The sequence below is a fragment of the Candidatus Bathyarchaeia archaeon genome, from assembly GCA_035935655.1.
Classification (GTDB): Archaea; Thermoproteota; Bathyarchaeia; order 40CM-2-53-6; family 40CM-2-53-6; genus 40CM-2-53-6.
Genome location: DASYWW010000013.1, coordinates 112,786 through 134,157, shown reverse-complemented (window position 1 = coordinate 134,157; position 21,372 = coordinate 112,786). Strand labels below are relative to the sequence as shown.

Annotated in this window: 20 protein-coding genes; 7 read left to right on the top strand and 13 right to left on the bottom strand. The window is 52.0% G+C overall.

From position 1 onward, the window contains the following. Window positions 1-135 precede the first annotated feature (135 nt). Window positions 136-966 carry an SDR family oxidoreductase gene (locus VGS11_03100; protein HEV2119085.1) on the top strand — a complete coding sequence of 277 codons (831 nt, stop codon included), beginning with the start codon at window positions 136-138 and terminating at the stop codon, window positions 964-966. A 39-nt stretch (window positions 967-1,005) separates the two neighbouring features. Here VGS11_03100 and VGS11_03095 read toward each other — a convergent pair whose 3' ends face one another. The 3 genes from VGS11_03095 to VGS11_03085 all read right to left on the bottom strand — a co-directional run bounded on the left by VGS11_03095 (window position 1,006) and on the right by VGS11_03085 (window position 3,332). Next, window positions 1,006-1,737, bottom strand: coding sequence for an alpha/beta hydrolase (locus VGS11_03095; GenBank protein ID HEV2119084.1), 732 nt, complete (start codon window positions 1,735-1,737; stop codon window positions 1,006-1,008). Between the two features lie 208 nt (window positions 1,738-1,945). Further along, on the bottom strand, window positions 1,946-2,401 hold the full coding sequence (locus tag VGS11_03090) for a VOC family protein (GenBank protein HEV2119083.1): 456 nt from the start codon (window positions 2,399-2,401) through the stop codon (window positions 1,946-1,948). Between the two features lie 118 nt (window positions 2,402-2,519). After that, window positions 2,520-3,332 carry an alpha/beta fold hydrolase gene (locus tag VGS11_03085; GenBank protein ID HEV2119082.1) on the bottom strand — a complete coding sequence of 271 codons (813 nt, stop codon included), beginning with the start codon at window positions 3,330-3,332 and terminating at the stop codon, window positions 2,520-2,522. Window positions 3,333-3,435: 103 nt separating this feature from the next. Here VGS11_03085 and VGS11_03080 point away from each other — a divergent pair, with 103 nt between their 5' ends. Continuing rightward, the gene (locus tag VGS11_03080) at window positions 3,436-5,880 is read left to right on the top strand and encodes an ATP-binding protein (protein ID HEV2119081.1); all 2,445 of its coding nucleotides are present in this window, start codon (window positions 3,436-3,438) and stop codon (window positions 5,878-5,880) included. 7 nt (window positions 5,881-5,887) lie between these two features. Here VGS11_03080 and tmk read toward each other — a convergent pair whose 3' ends face one another. Both tmk and VGS11_03070 read right to left on the bottom strand, forming a co-directional pair. After that, a complete protein-coding gene (gene tmk / locus VGS11_03075) occupies window positions 5,888-6,475 on the bottom strand; it encodes a dTMP kinase (protein HEV2119080.1) in 588 nt (195 codons plus the stop codon). A gap of 110 nt (window positions 6,476-6,585) precedes the next feature. Then, window positions 6,586-7,383 (bottom strand): DUF3147 family protein, encoded by a 798-nt coding sequence (locus VGS11_03070; GenBank protein HEV2119079.1) that lies wholly within the window; start codon window positions 7,381-7,383, stop codon window positions 6,586-6,588. 163 nt (window positions 7,384-7,546) lie between these two features. Between VGS11_03070 and VGS11_03065 the strand changes: the two genes are divergently transcribed. Next, window positions 7,547-8,098, top strand: coding sequence for a hypothetical protein (locus VGS11_03065; GenBank protein ID HEV2119078.1), 552 nt, complete (start codon window positions 7,547-7,549; stop codon window positions 8,096-8,098). Window positions 8,099-8,122: 24 nt separating this feature from the next. Here VGS11_03065 and VGS11_03060 read toward each other — a convergent pair whose 3' ends face one another. The 7 genes from VGS11_03060 to VGS11_03030 all read right to left on the bottom strand — a co-directional run bounded on the left by VGS11_03060 (window position 8,123) and on the right by VGS11_03030 (window position 14,565). Next, entirely contained in the window at window positions 8,123-9,499 is a 1,377-nt protein-coding gene (locus tag VGS11_03060; GenBank protein HEV2119077.1) for a M20/M25/M40 family metallo-hydrolase, read from the bottom strand. Window positions 9,500-9,773: 274 nt separating this feature from the next. After that, complete coding sequence (locus VGS11_03055; GenBank protein HEV2119076.1) at window positions 9,774-10,316, bottom strand: hypothetical protein; 543 nt, start codon at window positions 10,314-10,316, stop codon at window positions 9,774-9,776. Between the two features lie 47 nt (window positions 10,317-10,363). After that, window positions 10,364-11,635 (bottom strand): DUF58 domain-containing protein, encoded by a 1,272-nt coding sequence (locus VGS11_03050; GenBank protein ID HEV2119075.1) that lies wholly within the window; start codon window positions 11,633-11,635, stop codon window positions 10,364-10,366. Window positions 11,636-11,648: 13 nt separating this feature from the next. Beyond that, a complete protein-coding gene (locus VGS11_03045) occupies window positions 11,649-12,599 on the bottom strand; it encodes a MoxR family ATPase (GenBank protein ID HEV2119074.1) in 951 nt (316 codons plus the stop codon). Continuing rightward, window positions 12,596-13,114, bottom strand: a complete 519-nt coding sequence (locus VGS11_03040) for a hypothetical protein (protein ID HEV2119073.1) — start codon at window positions 13,112-13,114, stop codon at window positions 12,596-12,598. The genes VGS11_03045 and VGS11_03040 overlap by 4 nt, the downstream gene beginning before the upstream one ends. After that, window positions 13,111-13,947 (bottom strand): DUF4129 domain-containing protein, encoded by an 837-nt coding sequence (locus VGS11_03035; GenBank protein ID HEV2119072.1) that lies wholly within the window; start codon window positions 13,945-13,947, stop codon window positions 13,111-13,113. The genes VGS11_03040 and VGS11_03035 overlap by 4 nt, the downstream gene beginning before the upstream one ends. Before the next feature lie 339 nt (window positions 13,948-14,286). After that, a complete protein-coding gene (locus VGS11_03030; protein HEV2119071.1) occupies window positions 14,287-14,565 on the bottom strand; it encodes a UPF0147 family protein in 279 nt (92 codons plus the stop codon). A gap of 616 nt (window positions 14,566-15,181) precedes the next feature. Here VGS11_03030 and VGS11_03025 point away from each other — a divergent pair. Beyond that, window positions 15,182-15,499 carry a restriction endonuclease gene (locus VGS11_03025; GenBank protein ID HEV2119070.1) on the top strand — a complete coding sequence of 106 codons (318 nt, stop codon included), beginning with the start codon at window positions 15,182-15,184 and terminating at the stop codon, window positions 15,497-15,499. On the opposite strand, the gene VGS11_03020 is transcribed toward VGS11_03025, so the two are convergent. Then, complete coding sequence (locus tag VGS11_03020; GenBank protein HEV2119069.1) at window positions 15,489-15,842, bottom strand: Sjogren's syndrome/scleroderma autoantigen 1 family protein; 354 nt, start codon at window positions 15,840-15,842, stop codon at window positions 15,489-15,491. The genes VGS11_03025 and VGS11_03020 overlap by 11 nt on opposite strands. Window positions 15,843-16,011: 169 nt before the next feature. On the opposite strand from VGS11_03020, the gene VGS11_03015 reads away from it, so the two are divergent. From VGS11_03015 to VGS11_03005, 3 genes are all read left to right on the top strand, one after another. After that, entirely contained in the window at window positions 16,012-16,452 is a 441-nt protein-coding gene (locus VGS11_03015; protein HEV2119068.1) for a type 1 glutamine amidotransferase domain-containing protein, read from the top strand. After that, entirely contained in the window at window positions 16,446-16,565 is a 120-nt protein-coding gene (locus VGS11_03010; GenBank protein HEV2119067.1) for a hypothetical protein, read from the top strand. Before VGS11_03015 ends, VGS11_03010 begins: the two co-directional genes overlap by 7 nt. 102 nt (window positions 16,566-16,667) lie before the next feature. Continuing rightward, a complete protein-coding gene (locus tag VGS11_03005; protein ID HEV2119066.1) occupies window positions 16,668-21,329 on the top strand; it encodes an AAA family ATPase in 4,662 nt (1,553 codons plus the stop codon). Window positions 21,330-21,372: the final 43 nt, after the last annotated feature.

The following is a 21,372-nucleotide window of genomic DNA, read 5'->3' as shown; positions in this document are numbered from 1 at the left end:
AAAAAACGGTGTGAAAAATCCCGGAACCGTGAACTCCTCCTTACATTCCGCCCTCGGCACCATGAAACATACCTGTGTTCCGGATACTCCGAACCTTCTCGATAGACCTCTCGACTTTTAAGAAGGGCCTGACTTATCGGTCCGGATGAATTCTCAAATGTCACACCAGCACCAAGGTCTGAAATTACTAGCTGGAAAGGTCGCCGTAGTTTACGGAGCAGGAGGAGGCGTTGGGAGCGCAGTCGCGAAGGCATTCGGGAGGAGGGGGCTGCAGTCTATCTTGCAGGTCGAACGGGAAGCTCACTCGACACTCTGGCTCGAGAGATCTCGGAGACAAATGGAACCGCGAAGGCCGCCGAAGTCGATGCTCTTGATCAGAGATCTGTCGAGGCTCATCTGCGCGACATTACGTCAAATACTGGAAAGCTGGACATATCCTTCAACCTCATTGGGACAAGTGTAGCAATGGGCTCACGCCTGAATGATCTTTCAGAAGAAAGATTTGGGAATGCCGCATTCGACAAGGTAAGATCGAATTTCATCACAATGACCGCCGCGGCTCGTTTCATGGAAAAGCAAGGAATTGGGGTCATCCTCGCGTTAACAGCTCCTAACGCACGGTTGCCGAGACCTAACATGGGTGGCTTTGCGATCGGAGGCGCGGCGATAGAATCCCTCTGCCGACAGCTAGGTTTCGAGGTTGGTCCGCGAGGAGTGCGGGTTGTGTGTTTGCGGACAGGTGGCACCCCAGACAACCCGGTACTCCAGGAAGTGTTCTCTCACCTTGCCAAGCTAAGAGGGACCACGGCTGAATCGGTAGCTGAATCAGAAGCACAGGTCACGGCGTTGAAGCGAGCCCCGATGCTTCCGGAAGTGGCGAATGCTGCTGTCTTGATGGCGTCAGATTACGCGAGTGCCATCACCGCCACAACTGTGAATGCGAGCTGCGGAGAACTCGTGGACTAGCTCAATGGCCAGTAACTATGAGGAAAGCGCTGTCAGTAATTAACCGCCACGGGCCTTCTCTCGATCACGCTGCTTGTCTATGTAATCGAGGAACTTGTTTAGTCGGCTGATGAACCTGTCGTAGTCCGGCTGCCAGACTATATGCCCTGAGTCGGGAAAGATGGCGACTTCCAAGTTTCGGCAGTGTTGTCTGTACTTTTCGACGTGTTCCTCTTTGAGCAAAGCTCCCTCAGCACCACCACCTATTAGGAGAATTGGAGATTTTATCGCGTCCAGCTTCTCCCAGAGGAGTACCTCTGTTGACTCTCGTTCCAGGCCGCGCATTCCTCTCATCCGGTCGGGGTTGTCCTTTACGGAAGGCTCGGATGACCATCTCTCTGCCCATCCGGCCGAGAACTGGGGATGCCTGGCAGGATAGTCTAGGAGGACCAGTCCTGAGACAAGTTCTGGGCGCTGAGCGGCGAAGGCTATCGAGTAGGTTACTCCGAGAGACCAGCCCATGACGCATATCCTATCGAAAGCTAGATGATTGACGACGGCGTTAAGGTCCGAGACGTTCTCGTCGAAAGAGTAGCCCGCCGCTGGAGCATCGCTGCTGCCGCATCCTCTCAGGCTGCATGCAACGCACCTCCTTGGTGAGAGCGCCTTCATCTCTGGAATGAAGACCTCAGCTGTGCCAAACCCGGTATGCGCGTAGACTACAGGTGTGAGGTTGGAAGGTGAATCCCAGCCGCTCTCAACGTAGTGGAGACGGACGCTTTCGTTCTTCAACCACCCTTCCCGCGAGGAAAATTGTTTCTCCGAGGTGGAGAGAACCATTGATTGGAACGCACCGATTCGGAGTATTGGGTCTTTCCATTTTGGAGCCGCGCGTAGTCCAGGTAGCAGGACCTGCAGTTTGAAAAATGCAGATGCAGAGATTGGCTTGATTACGCCAAAAAAAATGAGAAGGGAAAATGGTGATGTCGGGCGGAATAGGTTATTGGCCCAGGGATTGTTCCTTCATTCGTTTCTGCATTTCTTCAGGCGAGACGTCTTCGACGTGAGTGGCGATTCCCCAAGTGTTTCCCGTGGGGTCCTTGACCGAGGCGCTCCGGTCGCCATAGAATTGGTTCTTAGGCTCCCTGACAGAGATCGCGCCCGCGTCCAAGGCTCGCTTGTAAGCCACGTCAATATCGTCCACGTACACGTATAGTTGGCTCTCTGCAGGTTTGAACTCGGCGGTTGAGTCGGACATCATTACAATGGAGTCGCCGATTTTCACTTCAGCGTGCGCGACGCGACCGTCGGGGCCGTTCATTCGAGCAACCTCTTCAGCGTTGAAGGTTTGCTTTAAGAAGGCAATTAGTTTCGGCGCTCCCTCAACTATCAGGTACGGGGTGACGCTGTGATAGCCTGCCGGGATTGGTTTGACCTTGGTGGTGACTGATTGCATGTTTTTCAGCTCTCTCTATCTTTGACATAAGGCTTGCTGACGGGGAAGAAAGTATTCAACCCAAGAGTTTCCCGTATGAAAGTGATCGTTTCAGAACGAGAAGGGGCCGCCTGATCGTCTATCTCAGACCTATTAATGGCAGAACGGCTCCAACGACAGCAGGCCACGCATCTGACTCGGGATCGATCAGCTCGAAATGGCCTACGCCCTTCAGCTTGACGAGAATAGGCCGGTCACCCACCTGTTCAGCCTTTTCGACAAACCTCTCGGATTGAGACGCCGGAACGACGTCATCATCAGTACCGTGGATTAGGACCTGTCTCGATCCACTAGGCAGGAGTTCGATGGGGCTTCCGGCGTCGAATCGCTCCGGATATTGATCTGGCGATCCACCCATGAGCCTGGCAACCGCCCCGCGTCCTAGCCGTTGCTTCCATCCTGTCCGAAGGTCGCACACGCCAGCGAGCGAAACTGCACGGAGGAGACGATGCTTCTGAACGCTGTGTAGAAGTGACGACTTCGGAATGCGGTGTCTGCTTGCGAGCCACAGTGCAAGATGCCCTCCAGCGGAGTGTCCCATCACCGCTGCCCTGGAAGCATCGAAGCGCGAGTCTGAAGAGACTGTCTCCACAATGTGGTCTGTCGCCAGGCTGACATCCTGAAAGGTTCCGGGCCAACCGCCCCCAGGATCTCCGACACGTCGGTATTCGAGGTTGCAGGTGATGATTCCTTTACGGGTCAGGGCCACGCAAAGGTATCCAATGTGCTTCAAGTCAAACACTGACTGCCAGAAGCCACCATGGATCATGAACAAGAGCGGGTATGGTCCTCGGCCGTTAGGGAATCGCAGTTCAGCAAAGTGCTGAGGATCACGCCCGTATTGAATCCGCTCATCGAAGGGAGGCGGGAGCCTCTCCAAGATGCCCGTCAAGCGTTTTCAAAGAAATACATCTGGCAACGGTGGTATAAGGTCCAGAGATCGAATGCCAACCATCTATCGGTTGGCGGTTTTCTTTAGATACTGCTCTTAGTCAATGAACCGTTGGAAACCCGAGTTGACGATTAGTGAGCTTCCTCCGGAAAAACTGAGGTTTGAATGTCCACCTGGAAAGGTCGAATGCAAGACCAGCGAAGAACTTCCTCCTATCGAAGGAATCGTCGGACAAGATCGCGCCCTCAAAGCCCTCATGTTCGGAGTGGAGATGAAAGCAAAAGGATTCAACATCTTCGCGGCTGGGCCTCCAGTCACCGGCAAGAGGCCAGCAACTAGAAGTTACCTTGAAAAGATCGCCAAAACCAAACGTATTCCGCCCGACTGGTGCTACGTAAACAATTTCCAAAATCCCTATGAGCCGAAAGCACTCAAGCTCCCGGCAGGCAAGGCTAAGATCTTCCAGAAAGATCTGAAAAATCTCATAGACCAGGTCAAGAGAGCCGTTCCCGCAGCTCTTCAGAGCGAAGAATTTGCAGCCCGGACAAATAGTATAACGAAGAAATCGGTGGAAGAGAGAGACAAGATTCTGAACGGGCTTAACGATGTGGCCAAACAGTCCAGTTATGCAGTCCGAATGAATCAGCTAGGCATCGGGATAGTCCCCATCCGTGCGGGAAAGGCGCTCAGTCAGGAGGAATATGATGCTCTACCCGCGAGCGCGAAGAAAAAGTTCGAACTGAGTCGAGAGACGGTAAGAACCGCGCTCGACAAAGCCGGGAAACAAGTCAACGAACTCGAAGCGAACACGCTTGATGAACTGAAAAAACTCAGGGACGACTCCGTCCACTATGCTATGGGGGGCTTGATCAGTACGCTAACCTTTCGGTATCAGGACGAGCCAGACGTAGTTCAGTACCTCGATGATCTGAGAGACGACATTTTAGAAAACACCGAACTATTCACCGTGACTGGAACGGAACAAAAGAAGGATCCTGACGCCCCACCAAGTCTCACGGAAAGCGGTTTGCCTGACCTTCTCTTCAGAAGGTATCAAGTCAACGTCATCGTCGATAACTCTGAACTGAAAGGGGCACCGGTGATCGCCGAAGACAACCCAACAGTGACGAACCTGCTTGGCAGAATCGAGAACGAGGCCAAGTTCGGAACGCTCTCAACGGATTTCACCCTGATCAAAGGAGGATCGATCCACAAGGCAAACGGTGGATTTCTCATATTGGGGGCCAGGGAACTTCTAACTAGTCAGTTGTCGTACGAGGGTCTCAAGAGGGCACTTCTGAACGGAAACATCGCCATAGAAGAAACCGGCCAGAGGCTGGGAGTCGCGAGCACGAAGAGTCTCACTCCCCAACCAATACCGTTGGACGTGAAAATTGTCTTGGCGGGAGACAATCAGATCTACCAGGCGCTCTATGTTGCCGACCCGGACTTTGGCTTGCTTTTCAAAGTCAAGGCCCAATTCGATGATACAATCGAGAGGAACGAGGAGAATATGAGAACTTACGGAAGGTTTGTTCATACTCTGTGCGAGAAGGAGAATCTCAATCATCTTGAGGCAGAAGCAATAGCGAAAGTGGTAGAGTACGGTTCGAGACTTGCAGAGGATCAGACGAAGCTCTCTACAAAATTCCCTGAGATCGCCGATCTAGTCAGAGAAGCCAACCTTTACGCATCACAGGATGAATCCAAATACATCAAGGACCTTCACATCCTGAAGGCATTACAGGAGAAGATCTACCGCTCCAATCTTCTCGATGAAAAGACCAAGGAGATGATAGAGAGAGGTATCATACTCATCGACACTGCTGGAACCAAAACCGGCCAAGTAAACGGATTATCCGTAATTAGCCTAGGCGACTTCGACTTCGGCCAGCCATCCCGGATAACCGTGAGCGTTGGTCTTGGAAGAGAAGGAGTCATTGACATCGAACGCCAAGCCAAGCTCGGCGGACAACTGCACACGAAGGGGGTCCTGATAATATCGGGCTATCTGGAGAACAAGTATGCACGTGATAAGCCGCTGAGCGTGGCTTGCAGGCTTGTCTTCGAACAGAGCTACGGCGGAATCGACGGTGACAGCGCCTCCAGCACCGAGCTCTATGCAATCCTCTCAGCCCTCTCTGACCTTCCAATCAAGCAGAACTTTGCAGTTACTGGATCTGTAAACCAGAGGGGAGAGGTTCAGGCAATCGGGGGAGTGAACGAGAAGATTGAGGGATTCTATCATACATGCAAGGCTAAAGGTCTGAAGGGTGACGAGGGAGTTCTGATTCCACAGAGTAATGTCCAGCACCTCATGCTCAGCGAAGAGGTGGTGGAGGTTGTCAAAAAGGGACAATTCCACATCTATCCGGTAAGAACTATAGACGATGGTATCGAGATTCTAACAGGTGTAAAGGCGGGGACGTTGAAGAGCGATGGAAGCTATGAAACAGACACGGTCCATTTCAAGGTCAACAAACGACTGACTGAGATGGCAAGCGAGATTACAAAGTTTGGACAATTCACAAGAAGACCAAACGACTAGCGCGTCCTTAGAGGAATGCGCTTCGCAGACCCAGAAGTATCCGCTCGTGAACTTCGTTGGGCGGCCTTGTGCCATCGACGAGATGCCATCCAAATCTGTGGGCCAGCGAACGATAGTTTCTCCGCACCTTCTCTAGAAAGGCACGATCTCTCTCGTTGACGTCCCGACGCTTAGTCTTTCTCGAGAACGATTTAGGAGTGGGAACATCTAGGACGAAGACAGCGCGCGCCTCAGGGAGACCCGCGTCAAGACCCGCGAGCCACTGGACACTCAAACCCCTAGCTTCTCCATAGGCCAAATTAGAGGCGGTGTATCTGTTACAGATGACGAAATCATTCTGTTTCAGAGCACTGGTGATCGTTCCCAAGTTTTCCCAACGGTTGAGGGAGTAGAGCATGTGCAGCGCGTGCGGTGATGTGTCTGTTTTTCCGGCGAGGAAGGATCGGATAAGTCGTCCCGAGATAGTAGAGTAAATTGGAAAGCTTAGGGTGCCGACTTTGAACCCTTCATGGCGCAAGCTCGCGGACAAGAGTTTGGTCTGGGTCTTCTTCCCTGCCTGGTCGATACCTTCTAGCGCGATGAGACGTGAGGGCAATAGATAGTGAAATTAGTTCGAGTTGCTTATTACGTTACTCGATCATGGATTTTCCTCTGACAATCTTTATCGCTGGACGCCAAGCTGGCCGCATTTTGAACCGAATTATCCTAGATTTTCTTGATATTGATCAGATAGTGGGCTAGCGCTGTCAAGGGAACAATGCAAGACAGGCCCACTATTGTTCCAATTCCAACCCCTAGGATAGGATACAGATATCCCACGAGAAGGCTATACGGAAACGCGGTTAACGATGCAGATACCAACAATGGTCTCGTTAACGCTCGCGACAACTCCATTCCACGAGTTCTGTAGGCGAAAAAGAGAGTGAGGCTGAATATTGCGGGAAACGATGAGGCAATGCCACCTAGCTCGGATCCTCCGAGCTGACTCAAGAGCACCGTGAGGGCGATGATGCCCCCACCAATGATGGCTCTGAACGCTACTTGGCGAAGAGAATAGGCTGTCTCCGCTCCAGCGACTTGGGGAAGTTTCATTTTCATTTTCAACATGTAGAAGTAGAAGCTGACAGCTGAAAGAAAGATTCCAACCGAGAGAAACAGGTTTCTTAGATTGAGAAGTGCCGTGATGACTGAGAGACCGGCCCAGACAAGTAAGGCCACAAGAAAAGCTGCCCGAAAGCCTCTCTTTGAAAGACCGGCGTAGACCAGCAAGAATGTCATTGTGAAGCTGAGGGCGAGGGGGAAGACAATCGTCGCTTGCGATGCTGTCTCAGGGCCTTGGTTGATTCCGATGAATAGAAACGAGATGATGGAGATCGCTGGAAGCCCTCCCACAAGTCCCCCAAGCGCGCTGCCGTATCTTTCCGCGATTAGTGTCGCCAGGCTGACCCATGCGCCACCAACCGGGAATGCGAGAGCGAGGTGCAGAATCAGGAGATCAGTCATTAACGAGCTACTGTGACCTGTCCGGGTACGCTAAACTCAGGCTGGACCATTTTCTGTAATAGATAAGCCCGTGTGCTTACAATGCCGGCTGGGGAGGATCCCTGTACGGTCTGACAAGCGCCATCCTTTAGAAGACGGACAAAGTCTGACTCATGGAGATACGTTGTCACTTCGGCAACTCCTGAGAGTCAACGCTCGCGAACATCTCGAAGTCTACATACTAGCGTCCTTGTCGAACGTCCTCCTTTCTATCCCGCAATATCTCGCAGTAAACACCGCTCTTGAACTCGGCATAAACCCGAAGGGAACGACGGAAACCCTGATCGATTATTATGGCTCAAGCACCGGGCTAACTCTAGACTTTCTGAGATCAGCGCTCATCTTCCAGGGAATCGTAGCAGTTTTCGTGATGGGCCTTGCGGGGTCCATGCTCTCTCGAAAGAGATGGAGGTGGCAATATGTTGCAACGAGCTTCCTAGTTTCAGCCTACTTGGCGTACCATCTGGGAGGCAAGTTCCTCAACACCCTAGGCTGGATAGGGTTTCTCGAAACCAGCGGTGCTAATATTTCCGCTATCTACGGAGAACTCTTCTGGTTCGGGCTTGGGACGACCATATGCTATCTCCTCTTGATTCTTGTTCTGAGAAGATCGTACGGGAGACTCGCAATGGATAGGCGCTCGGAGACTCTTCTCGTAACTGCAGAGATCCCCTAGAAAAATAGTCAGGGAGCTACGATCCTAACTTGTCCTGGCGTACTCGTGCATGATCGCGCCAACGTATCGTATTCCGGCAATGAACTCGTCCGTTGTCGTATATTCGTTGGGCGCGTGCGCGTGACTGTAGGCGGAGGGAAGCGCGCTTCCGGTCCAGATGCTATCCATGCCGAGCCGCTTCGTGAAGAGATAGTCGGGGCCGGATGCAGGGTTTCTGGGGAGTACCACTGGGCTGCTGCCAAAAGTTATCTTTGCGGCCTTTGCCGCAGCGCGAGCTATTGGTGCAGACGGTTTGGTCCTAGAGGGTTCTAGAAACCCTAGAGCCTTGACTTGTATATCCTCGAAGCCGTGCTGTCGGAGATGACTTTTCAATATCCCCAGGAGCTTTCTCGGGTTCTGGTTGTATACCAGGCGAAAGTCGATCTTCAACATTGCGCTTCCGGGAAGGACGGTTTTGGATCCTTGTCCGATGTAGCCTGCCTTGAAGCCGCAGATCGTACAGGTCGGCTCCATCAGATATTTTTTCAACGCCTCTCTGTTTGTTTTTGCGCCGAGGAATTTTTTCAATCCCCATTCTTTGAGCAGGTTCTCCCCTCGGAACGGAATCTTACTTACTAGTTTTGATTGAGCTGGAGTGAATGGCTCGACATCATCGTACCATCCATTGATCAGAATTTTTCCATCCGCGCTCTTCATCGTGTTCAGGGCCCAGACAAGACGCCAAGCCGGGTTCTCGACCAGTGGGGCGTAGGATGAGTGAAGATCGGCTCTAGCCTTCTTGCATCTCATCTCCACATAGAGTAGCCCTTTGACTCCCAGGTTGATCTTTGGCCGCCCGGTCTCGTCCAGATCCCCATCGTAACAAACAACACTGTCAGCGTTCAACCGTTCCTTATTCTCATCGATAAATCCAGGGAGGTGCGGACTACCAATCTCCTCCTCGCCCTCGAAGAGAAATTTCAGATTAAGTGGAACATCACCGGTTGCTTTCAGAAAGCTCTCAGTCGCTTTGATACAGCTTGTAACGTTGTTCTTGCTGTCGGCTGCGCCTCTCGAGATTATTTTCTTTCCCTGCATCTTCGCATCGAAGGGTCCAGAGTCCCATTCCTCTAGCGGCTCGACAGGCTGGACGTCGTAGTGGCCATAGATGAGAAGGGTCTTGCTGGAGGATTTTGATTTCACTTCTCCATAGACTATCGGGTTGCCATTTTTCTCGGGGAGAATCTGGCTCTTGATCCCGGCCGCATCCATGTATTTCTTGACGATTCGTGCACAGTCCACGATACCCTTTCCCTGCGCGGACACACTTGGTTGTCGGAGGAGTGTGCGGAAGTCGCGGAGGAAAGGCTCCCTGTTCTTCTGGATGTAATCGAAGGCCTGCTTCAGGCTCTGCTCTTTCACAACTTACCGCTCAACTAACGTCCTAATAGCATCTTCCAGAAAAATCGTTTTCAGCCCGTTCTCCACCGTGTAGCGTGGGTTCTCGCGTGGACCCGGTACCACCAGGATCGATCCCGGACCTTGGTTCATCGACGGGTATTGCCCGATGACAGATTGGGGCTCACAAGAGAAAGCCGCGGACTCGCCCATTATCAGCCCTGTTCTCCAATCTGGGAAGCCCCGGTGTATTATCCGGAAATTCGTTCGGGTTTGTCATGATCCCACTGCCAGTCGGCTAGGACTCGGGTTCCCGTCTGTGAGTTAGCACGAATAGAAGCACTCCTATGGATAAGATGACAAGCGCTGCCGAGAACGCGAGCTGGTTGAAAGATATGCTTGCTATGCTACCGATGACCAACAATGCTAAGGAAAGTACAACAGACAATGTGGCGATCTTCCCCTGTTCCCACAACTGGCCTTGGATCCAACCAGACAGACGCTGACTGATGTTGCCGGAAACCTCGTCCGTTTTCCCGCGAAGATCCCGATGCTCATCATCAAAAGACAAAACGGCTCCTCCAGCCTCCATGAGAAAAATGATTCCAGAGAACTGGAGAAGCAGAAACGCCGTATCAGGCTGGCTCAGCCCCAAAACGTCCACAGCCGCTTTCCCATAGACCAGCAAAAACAGGAGACCGAGAGACGCGGCCACAGCAACGGGTCGCTGTTTGTAGAACATTCCGAGCGACCCGACAAGAACGACAATGATTCCGATCGGAACTCCCAATCCAAGAAGAGCTTGAGCCGGAATCCCCGCAACCACCCATGGTGTAAGCAACAGATACTGAAGCCTTACAATCGGAATGGCAACTCGGGATCTCAGATCTAGGCTGGAACTAGTGGTCGTACACGCCTCACCTTCCTCAGAACTGTTGACAGAGGAACTCCGACGGGCCAAGAGACCGCGGTGCAGAACCGTTGAACCGCCAATAAAGTGTTGGATCTTTCGAGCATGATCATTCTGTACGCTATCTGCTCTGCCTCAGAATCGAAATGAGCTGGCTCTCCCATTGATGGTGAGACAACGAGAATACTGTATCCGGCGACTGCAAGGTCTCTCAAACCACTAACGATAGTCGAGTCCAGCAACGGTGAGATCAGAACGATCTGCGCCTTGGCTGGAAGCATAACATGGGCAAGAAGCTTGACAACATAACTGGTCGATATCATCGCTCTTCCCGGTTTCGCTGCTGCCAAAAGATACAGTATGTTCCTCTCGTGTCTCTTCCCGAAAGCAGGCGAGACAAATCCTCGTTCTCCTCCCTGAAGAATGAGGCCGACTCTGTTTCCCTGCTTGAGCAGGAGATCAGCCATCGAAGCCGCAGCAGATATCCCTCGCTCAAACAATTCCGCTTCGAGAGGCCCGAAGAAAGTGACGTCCGTATCGAGAACGACCATCACATCAGTAACCTTCTCCGCCTCAGTCTCATTGACAATCAGCCGTCTATATCTTGCCGATGCTTTCCAGTTGACACGTTTCGGATCATCCCCCGTAACGTATCCTCGAAGACTGAAGAACTCCGTTCCGGATCCCGGAATCCTCCCTGGAATCGTCCCGGGCCAAGGACCCAGATGGCGCGGCCGGAGTTCTGCACCTCTAATCCGTTCAGGCCGAGGCATAACAGAGAGAGTCTCCGGAGCCCGCACATCCTCAACCAGGTAGAGTCCAAACGGGTCCTGAACCTTCGCAACCAAGGGACCTATCTGGTAGTTTCCCCGCCCAGGGTTTGGAAAATCCAGCGGTAGACTAATCTTTTCGGATGGTAGCAACCCGGTCCGGACCCGGCCTGCTCCCTTTTCCAGAGAGACTCCCGGCGGAAGTTGCTCTGTAATCTCTATGTTTCCGACAGGACTACCTGTCTTGTTTTTGATCTCGATCGAGAGCTCAATATCCTCCTCGCCAAAACTGTCCGAGGGTGTAACCTCATGGTCGAGCTCGAGCGCGACTTTGTCAGGAATGCCCCAGATGTTTGCCAGGACGAACAATGACGCTAGCGGCAGTGTTAGACTTGCAAGCTGCCAGTCTCCGAGGAATAGCCCGAGCACTAGAAATACTGTTGCTAGCGCGAAGTACCGGCTAGCTTTCTGGGTAAACAATCCTGATCAAGTCTCACTTAGTCTTAGGGACTGGTATCGTCTTCAGAATATCATCCACGACCCCGCGAGGATCCACTCCCTTCACCCACGATTCAGCCTTCATGATCATCCTGTGAGCCAGAGCTGACGCGCTCACCTCCTTCACATCATCGGGAATAACATAGTCGCGAGCATGGAAGACAGCCCTCGCTCTTGCAAGTTTGAAAATCGCGAGAGAGCCGCGCGGACTGGCGCCTACCTCTACTTGTCGCTGAGCCCGTGTTGCCTGGACGATGTCGGCGACATAGCCCAGAACATCGTCATCGACATGAATCCCCTCCACCGTTTGCTGGAGCTGAAGAATCGTCTCAGTGTTGGCAGCAGGGTCGAGCAGAACCTCTTCACGCGCTCTCTGCATCCTCCTCCGCATGATCTCAACCTCCTCTTCCCTGCTCGGATATCCGAGCTCCAGTCGGACTAGAAATCGGTCTAGCTGAGCCTCCGGCAATGGATACACGCCTTCGTATTCGATCGGATTCTGAGTCGCGATAACAATGAACGGAGCTGGGATAGGATGAGTCTTGCCGTCGAGCGTCGCTTGTCGCTCCTGCATCGCTTCCAAGAGTGCCGCCTGCGTCTTTGGGGGAGCGCGGTTGATCTCGTCGCCCAGGAGTATGTTTGTGAATACTGGGCCGCGCCGGAGTTCGAAGTCTCCTGTTTTGACATTGTAGATGTAGGTACCTGTAATATCAGCCGGCAGCAGGTCAGGTGTGAACTGTATTCTTGAGAAGTCGCATCCCATACTCATCGCGAAGCTTCGCGCGAGCAATGTCTTGGCTAGTCCCGGATAGTCCTCGAATAGAATATGCGAGTTTGCCAGCATCGCCAGCATCACTTTCTCTAGAACTCGGTCCTTTCCAACAATGACTTTCTTGACCTGGTTTACGATCCGTTGACAGGTCTCGCTTGCCTCCCCCACTCTCATGCTTTCCACGCCTCTATGCGTTCGATTGCCTCGATCAGCATCTTGAGACGAGCCTTCCCTTTGACAGGTGGCTTATCGTAAAGTAGTCTGTATAGGTCTTGGTCTCTGAGCAGCCTGATTCCTTCCAGACTGTTGGCGAGCCGCTGCTTCACAGCGCTCTTCTCCAAACCTGTCTCCATGCTGACCTTTTCACCAAGCATCTCCCTGAGACGGCTGAGCACGATACTGTCAAAGTAAGCCGCGCTCGCGGTAGTCCCGACTGCAACTTGTTCTGTGAGAAACTGGACATCGCGAGCCCGAATCCTCCGAAGCTGGATCTTGGCCAACTTGTTAGAAGGGACCGTGGCATGAAAGAAGAGATCGCCTGAAAGGATCAGCGCCAGGAGTATCAGCGGGGCAGCCAGGAGGGGCAGAGATGGAGTGACTTCCTCCGGCAAAATGCTCCTCAAGAAGAGAAGGAAACCGAGGTACAGAGCTGAGGCAAAGGCTAGAAGCCTCAGGGTTCTCCGCTTCAACTCAGCACGCTGACCGGGATCTTCATCTCCTCAGCAATACTCAACAAATAACGACGCGCCAGCTCCGCGTGCTCGGACGTGATCTCGTGTTTACTATAACGAGCTTCCTCGAAGAGCTTTGTGAGATCTCCAATTGCTGACCCTGTCAACAGCAGCATCTTACGAATTGCTCTTTCAAGTTCTCGCGCAGTGAGATCGGATGTGACCATAGTACCTCGTTGCTGTGCCGCCTTTATCATTCGTTGGTGGCACATTATGATCTTGGTTCTGGGATCAGTCTCGCTTTCTGTTTCAATAATCCTGATCGCATCTTGAACCGCCGCCGCGCCTTCCTGTTGAACCTCCAAGATTTGATCGGCTCCCCCAGCTCTGAGCTCGTCAAGAGACACTTTGTACGCACGAACTATTATCAGTCCACTCACGACCAAGAAACCTAGGAACGCGGCGTAGAACCAGTTGGCCTGGATGAGCGCGTTCAGCTGGAGCGCTACATTGAGAAGAGGAGGAGATGGTATCTGTCCGGGCCCTGATACTGCGTTTGTGACTTTGTCGGAGAGATTTGCAGCTTGAGAAGGAGTCTTGCAGAAGATTCCACCACACTTGTCGAGTAAGACAACGATTGCTATCAGCCAGGTTGCCATCCAGACAATCAGCTGGACTGTTCGCGACTTCTTTCTTTTCTCCTTCCTTCTCTTTGACATACCGAAGCCGATGGCATCAGAGAGGGCTCGCCAGTTGTAGATCATAACCGCTAGCATGACTGCTATAAGCCCGAAACCAATCAGCGGCAGAAAGTCGACCACGTAGACTAGCCAGTAGGAGTTTGAGATCAAGCTCGATCCACCAGGCTGGCTTCTTGATAACGAGCCGAGGGCGAAGGCTAGGAGTACGAGGGCTACAAGAAAAGGTAGAAGCCGGTTTCCTTTCAGAAATCCATGCTCCTGGTGGACGAGAAAGGCGCGGTTTGGCGATAAATAGTTGTCCGAAAAGCCGGTTTTGCGAGGACAACCGCGCTTCTAACCTGTTAGAAACACTTGTTTCTCGGTGACTTGGTTCCGGTTCCGGCAAAGGGGAAATCGAGTGCTGGATCCCGAGCCGTTGACCTAGGATACTAGTCTATTCTGCAAAAACAAGTAATGCTTAACACGGTAGATATTGAAAGATCCGTCAGACTAGTCTTTTACTGCTTCGAGAATACTCGCGACGTTCCAGAGCTTGACGCGAGTATAAGGTGGCATGTTCGGGTCCTGTGATATCTCATCAAGAGTGGAGATAGCGTTTGAGGCCCGGACGCCTATTGTGTGACCTTGCGCTTGGAGAGCGTCCATGGCACCTTTAGCTGCTCGTCGGATGTTTCGCGGAGTAGTATTGTCATTGGAGACTTCGTTCAGTACGGCTAAGGCCTGTTTTATCCGTGTCTCGTATTCTTCTTTCCGTTTTGCTTTTTGCAGGCGCTTTCACCAATTTGTTGGATGGGCGTCTAGACTCTGTACGCATCCTAGCCCAGAATATGAGGATGGGCTGGGTTCTGATTAAAAGATTTCCATCTCACTATTGGTTAGCACGGACCGGGCTGAGCTGAAGCTAGAGCTGATCGCTATTGGGAAGAAATCTGTTCACTCTCGGACTAGTTAGTTTCGCAATGCTCCGCGGGAAGCACTCATGCGGCGCGAGGGTCGGTCGCTAAGACCCCCTATTTCCTGGAAACGACTTCGTGTCTGGCAGTGATAATGGGCGAGACAAGCGATTCCGGGCATAATCAAGGCAGGGATAGCGTTGGAAAGATCGTGACAAACCCGAACGAATGTCCGGATAATACACCGGGGCTTCCCAGAAACGAGAACAGGGCTGATAATGCGGGATTTAGCCAGGTGAGATTCGAAAATTCAGGCTTGGGATGAAGTCTGTACAGTTTCTTGGCTCGTATCGCCATCAGACAGGCCCTGTCGAGTCTGGAACTCGCATTCGCCGGTTGGAGAAGAACGATTCTCCAGGAGAATGAGCCTGAATAGTTTCGCTGGTGTCCGCTCTTCTTAAGAGACTCGATGCGCAACAATCGGAAGAGACTTGTCGAACTACGAGACGGGTAGAAGGCTAGAGTACCGGATCAGAGACCTGTTTCGACGAGAAGGATACTTGGTCATCAGGGCAGCGCAATCGAAACCTATCGACTTGGTTTGTATGAGAGATGGGAAATCATTCTTGATCGAATGCAAGAGTGACCGATCATGGCTCGGAAAAGATCGGAAGAAAGAGCTGCTCGGACTGGCCGAGCAAGCAGGCATGCCGATAATACTTGCCAAACGAAGGAGACGCAGGGTAGAGCTGACGAACCTAGCTGATGGAAAACTTTTCGACCCGAAGAATCTGACGACTATTCCTTGAATGAATCCTTTAGGCTTCGCAGCTTCTCCAGCATCGAAAGCCAGCCGAATACCAAGTTGCTGTACAGCGAGAGTTTCTCAGGGTCCTTTTCCGACTTCAGAACCTCATTCGCCTCACTTATCTTTCCTATGACTGTCATCTCAACCGACTCCAAGAGATAACCTGGTGAAAGAGTCGCCTCGGGCGACATTGCCTTCTGATAGACCACAGGTTTGTTACACTTTGCACAGAAAACCTCGCCTTTCACCTTGAAAAGAGGCGTACCACAGACAGGACAGATGTCAGAGAGCATGGTGGCGCCTGACTTTAACAGGTCTGCCATACGCTTCACATCGTCGGACATCTTTGACTAACCGTAATAGTGTGCTCAGCGCGCTATAAATCGCACGGGACCAAGAGGTCGATCAAGGGCTTCAGGGAACAGCGCTGAACACAGAAATCGGAAAAATCCCCCAAAAAGCCATTATAGATAGCCAAACTGATTAGCGAATGTGCCCAGGGGATTGTTGGCGATGCCAAACGATTTGAAAGGAAAGACAGCAGCCATTATCGCAACGGACGAGTTCGAGGACCTAGAACTATTCCATCCAATGTACCGCATGCAAGAGGAAGGGATCAAGACGATAATCATCGGATTGACGAAAGACCCCATAAAGGGCAAGAAAGGATACTCGATCACGCCCAATGCATCAATCGATGATGTAGAAGCAGAAGATTACGACTTTCTGGTTGTTCCGGGAGGAAAATCGCCCGAGAAACTGCGACTCAACGACAAGATCCTCAGATTTGTGAAAGATTTTGACGCTCAGGGTAAGCCTATCGCGACCATCTGCCATGCGGGACAGGTGCTAGCATCTGCGGGGATTGTGAAGAATAGGACCCTGACCTGTGTCGCCGGGATAAGAGACGACATGATCAACGCTGGGGCCCATATGTCGACAAGCCTGTGGTGACTGATGGGAACCTCATCACCTCAAGAGTCCCTAGCGATCTCCCCGAATTCGCAAGGGCAATACTAGAGATTTTCCGGAGACCTCAGCTACTTCAGGCTCCACAACCAAGATAGAAACCTCCTGCGAGAGACAGCAATAACCGATCTCAATATGAGTCAGGTAGAGTTATTACTCCAAGGATTATTTCGCTCTGACGGGAGTTTAGAGGATCAATTTTGCCAGAGAAGACCCTTACTCTTAGAGTCGCTGACGCGTATCAGAGAGATGTAGGCCGAGGCATTGCGCGAGTTGACCCAAAAGTTGTGGATGAGCTTGGTCTAACCTCCGGCGATGTGATCCAGATCATTGGGAAGAAGAAGACAACCGCTCTCTCCTGGCCTGGATACGAGTCAGATTCGGGCAAGGGAACAATCCGCATAGATGGTTATCTTAGGAATAACGCTGGCGTTTCAATAGACGACAAGGTCACGATCAGGAAGATAACAGCAAAGATCGCCCAACGTATCACCCTCGCACCAACCGAACCACTCCGGATTGTCGGGGGAGAAGAATATCTCAGCCAGATCCTGGAAGGCCGAGTCTTAGCACGGGGAGACTATGTCCCGATAAACGTCATGGGTCGCAAAATCGACCTTGTAGTCACTAGCACCACCCCGACCGCAGAAGCAGTCATCGTCACGGACCAGACAGAAGTTACTGTTGGGGAACAGGTGAAGGAAGCGCCTAGGGCGATTCCAAGGATCGCGTACGAGGACATCGGAGGACTTCGGCCTGTGATCCAGAAGGTCCGGGAGATGATCGAGCTTCCCTTGAGACATCCAGAACTGTTCGAACGACTCGGAGTCGAAGCTCCGAAAGGAGTCCTTCTCCACGGACCCCCAGGTTGCGTTGTTGGCGATTCGTTGATCGCCCTTGAAAACGGTGGATTAATTCGGATAGAAGAACTCGCAAAAGGAGTGCTTCCTGGCGTCTACATCGCAGACCTTCCTATCTACCCTCCGGGCAGTGCGAAAGCCCTTCACATCTATGATGTACCTGAAACGATGGAGATAATCACCGAGACCGGAAAAAGGCTCCGGACCACACTGAACCATCCTCTCATGACTGAGCATGGGTGGACAGAGGCGGAGAAACTCAAACCCCAGGATCGAGTGAAGACGATCAAGTGGATTCCTTCGCCTACACAATACGTTATTGTCAGCGATACAATCAACATGGTAAGATTATGGACCAAACCGCTCATGCCTAGGTTTTGGGACGAGCGATTGGGAGAACTCTTTGGCATATTCATTGCAGAGGGGACTGCTGGCAAGGACAGAGTATTCTTCACTATCGAGAGTCATGAAGAGGAACTTGCTACTGCAATAAGGAAAGGGATGGAGATTTTCGGTGTTGAAGGATACATGGTTCCAAAATCAGGCAAACAATGCAATGTGCTGCGATTCGACAACAGAGGACTCGCTGAATTCTTCGGTAAATACTGGTCTCGTATAGAGAAGAGAGTACCAACACCGATACTCATGTCACCGAACACAGTTGTGGCAGCATTCCTTCGAGGCGCTTTCGAAGGAGATGGCTACGCAAGAAAAGCCGACAATTACCGCGGTATCTTCCTCAAAAGCAAGCACCGGAAATTGTTGGAGGAAGTGCAGACACTCCTTCTGAGGTTTGGAATTACATCAAGGATTCACGGAGGCCCCTATACCACCAGAGGAGGAAGAGACTCAACATTTTACGTGTTAGCGATCCGTGGTAAGGACGTAGTAAACAAGTTCAAGGAACAGATAGGCTTCATCTCTATCCGGAAGGGAGCGCGTCTGGAAGCCATAGTCAGGGGCTACAGGCGTAACCTCGCCTATCTTAATGACGACTTCGAGAAGATCAAAACAGTAAGGAAGCTCGAAGGATGGCAAAGAGTATACGACTTTGAAGTTCCGAGTACCCACTCCTTCTTCGCGAACGGCCTACTGAGCCACAATACCGGTAAGACGTTGCTCGCGAAGGCGGTGGCGAGCGAGACGAACGCGAACTTCTACAGTATCGGCGGGCCCGAGATAATGAGCAAGTTCTATGGTGAGAGCGAGGAGAGGCTTCGTGAGATCTTTAAGGAGGCCCAGGAGAACGCGCCATCCATCATCTTCATTGACGAGATAGATTCGATCGCGCCGAAACGCGAGGAGGTCACGGGAGAAGTTGAGAAACGCGTCGTCTCTCAGCTACTCTCAGTGATGGACGGGCTGCAGTCCCGAGGAAAGGTCGTAGTCATTGGCGCGAGTGTGACTGGTGACACCCCGATCATGGTTAAGGACAGAGAGAACAAGATCAAGCTGACACCGATAGGGACCTTTGTCGACTCCTTCTTCCCATGTGGAGAGGAAGGCTCTGAACCGAACGTGGAGGGTTACCGTGTTCTCGGCCTTCAGCCAATGAGATCAACAAACCCACGATTTCGGAAATACACTTTCTTCGGGGGCAGTAGATTCCAGGCTTTCAAATCTGTCTTCAGACATAAGGTGCACGAGCTCTTCGAGATCGAATATCTTGGAGGCAGGATTCGGGCCACGGGCAGTCATTCTGTGTTTGTCAGAACTCGAAAGGGAATAGAAGCAAAGAGAGTAGACCAGCTAAAGATTGGCGAGAACCTTGTGGACCTACCTTTCAAATTGAGGCTAAAACAAAACACTCGCGAGACTAGAGCTCATGCATTCGAGCCTTACGAGCCCGTCTACTTCCAACTATATGACAACAAGACTATACAGGCATACAATCAAGCCACGTTCCTTCAGGATACCCCAGGACCACGAGGCCAGTCACACCTTATTGCACTTCAAGCAGGCGTCCACCCAAGCACTGTACAACTCTGGCGACACAATGATGTGGTCCCGCATCCTGTAAGATGGGCCCTTGCAGGGATACCTCGAATAGTGGCGCTCTCTCCCGAGTTGAGCAGACTCTTTGGATATTATCTCGCCGAAGGTTCAGCTTCGAGGAGCGGGCTTACTTTCACTTTCGGCAGCCACGAGAGGACGTACATCGAGGATGTCAAATTGTTGATGCTGAAGGCTTTCGACATGTCGCCGTCCACCGAGAGGAAACACTCCAACGCGCATTCGATTTACTACTCATGCCAACCAGTAAAGGACCTGTTCGGCAACCTCTTTGGACACAACGCGTACGAAAAACGCCTGCCATCTTTCATGTTTACAGTTCCCACAGATTTCTTCATGGAATTTCTAGAAGGCGAGGCGCGAGGGGATGGTCACAATGGTCCGAAGGACGGCAAACTGGTAATCACCGCCGTTAGCAAGAATTTGATTCTCGATTTGAACTGGCTATGTCGGATGCATGGGATCAAGACTTATCTCGGGTCCTACAAGGTTCCCGCGGGCCGGATGATCAGAGACACCCTTGTAACCAAAGAGACGACCGCTTTTAGGCTAGGATTCGGCAAGACAAACAATCCCTTCAACAATCAACCTGTAAAGAAATCACTAGCCCAGAAAAGACCGACCGTAAGGTCTGTCAAGAAATTACCCTACGACGGGTATGTCTATGATATTTGCGGTGCCGAAGGCGAGGCTTTCTTTGGCGGCGAGAATCCCGTACTGCTTCACAATACAAACCGGATCAACTCGATCGACCCAGCGCTGCGCCGGCCGGGAAGGTTCGACCGGGAAATCGAGATTGGGGTCCCCGACCGCGATGGCCGGTTGGAAATCATGCAGATTCACACCAGAGGGATGCCTTTGGCCGAGGATGTGGATCTGAAGAAGCTAGCTGATGTCACCCACGGGTTTGTGGGCGCCGACCTAGAGGCTCTTGCGAAGGAGGCGGCTATCAGAGCTCTGCGCAGGATTCTGCCTGAGATCAACTTGGAAGCGGAGAACATTCCGGCTGAGGTCCTCAACAAGATCATCGTGCGAATGAGCGACTTCCAAGAAGCCCTCAAGGAGGTGGAACCTTCCGCGATGCGAGAAGTTCTGGTGGAGGTCCCAGATATCAAATGGGACGATATCGGCGGGCTGGAGGGAGTGAAGGAGGAACTTCGAGAGGCGATCGAGTGGCCACTCAAATATCCTGAACTCTTCGCCCAGATGAACGCTGTTCCCCCGAAGGGACTCCTCCTTTACGGTCCTCCCGGAACCGGTAAGACGCTTCTAGCCAAGGCGGCTGCGAACGAGAGCGAAGCCAACTTCATCAGCGTCAAGGGTCCGGAATTGCTTAACAAGTTCGTAGGAGAGTCCGAGAAGGCCGTTAGAGAGATCTTTCGCAAAGCTCGACAAGCATCGCCCTGCATCATATTCTTTGACGAAATTGATTCGGTAGCGCCCGTTCGCGGAAGCGGCTCGAACGACTCTAACGTGACAGAGAGGGTGATCAGCCAGTTTCTGACCGAGATGGATGGACTCGAAGAGCTGAGAAACGTCGTCATTATCGCGGCAACGAATAGACCCGATATTGTCGACCCAGCGCTGCTCAGACCCGGGAGATTTGACAGGATGCTGCTGGTCCCTCCGCCGGATTTGGAGGCGAGGAAGCAGATCTTTCGCATCCATACCAAGAAAACGCCGTTGGCGGACGATGTGAAACTCGACGAACTAGCTAGAAAGACGCAAGGCTACACAGGAGCAGATATCGCATCGATCTGCAACACCGCTGTGATGTTGTCAATCAAGGATCATATTGGAAAGGCGAAGGATCCGGAGGATGCGAAGAAGCGAGCCAAGGGCTTGAAGGTGGTTAAGCGTCATTTTGACGAGGCCATGCAGAAGGTCAAGCCGATTTCTAGCCAAGAGCTTAGGATGTACGAGCGCTTCTCACAGCAGTTTGCTGATTCGAAGCCAGGGCTTCAGCAGATACCAGCACCGGCAAGCTAGCCTGAAACCCGTCCCTTGAGGACGAGCGAGATCCGGCCGGTCC

Bases quoted from the DNA above. Each gene is read 5' to 3' on its own strand.
- VGS11_03045 (HEV2119074.1), bottom strand. From the start codon at position 12,599: ATGAGAGTGGGGGAGGCAAGCGAGACCTGTCAACGGATCGTAAACCAG.
- VGS11_03090 (HEV2119083.1), bottom strand. From the start codon at position 2,401: ATGCAATCAGTCACCACCAAGGTCAAACCAATCCCGGCAGGCTATCAC.
- VGS11_03070 (HEV2119079.1), bottom strand. From the start codon at position 7,383: ATGACTGATCTCCTGATTCTGCACCTCGCTCTCGCATTCCCGGTTGGT.
- VGS11_03020 (HEV2119069.1), bottom strand. From the start codon at position 15,842: ATGTCCGACGATGTGAAGCGTATGGCAGACCTGTTAAAGTCAGGCGCC.
- VGS11_03080 (HEV2119081.1), top strand. From the start codon at position 3,436: ATGAACCGTTGGAAACCCGAGTTGACGATTAGTGAGCTTCCTCCGGAA.
- VGS11_03015 (HEV2119068.1), top strand. From the start codon at position 16,012: ATGCCAAACGATTTGAAAGGAAAGACAGCAGCCATTATCGCAACGGAC.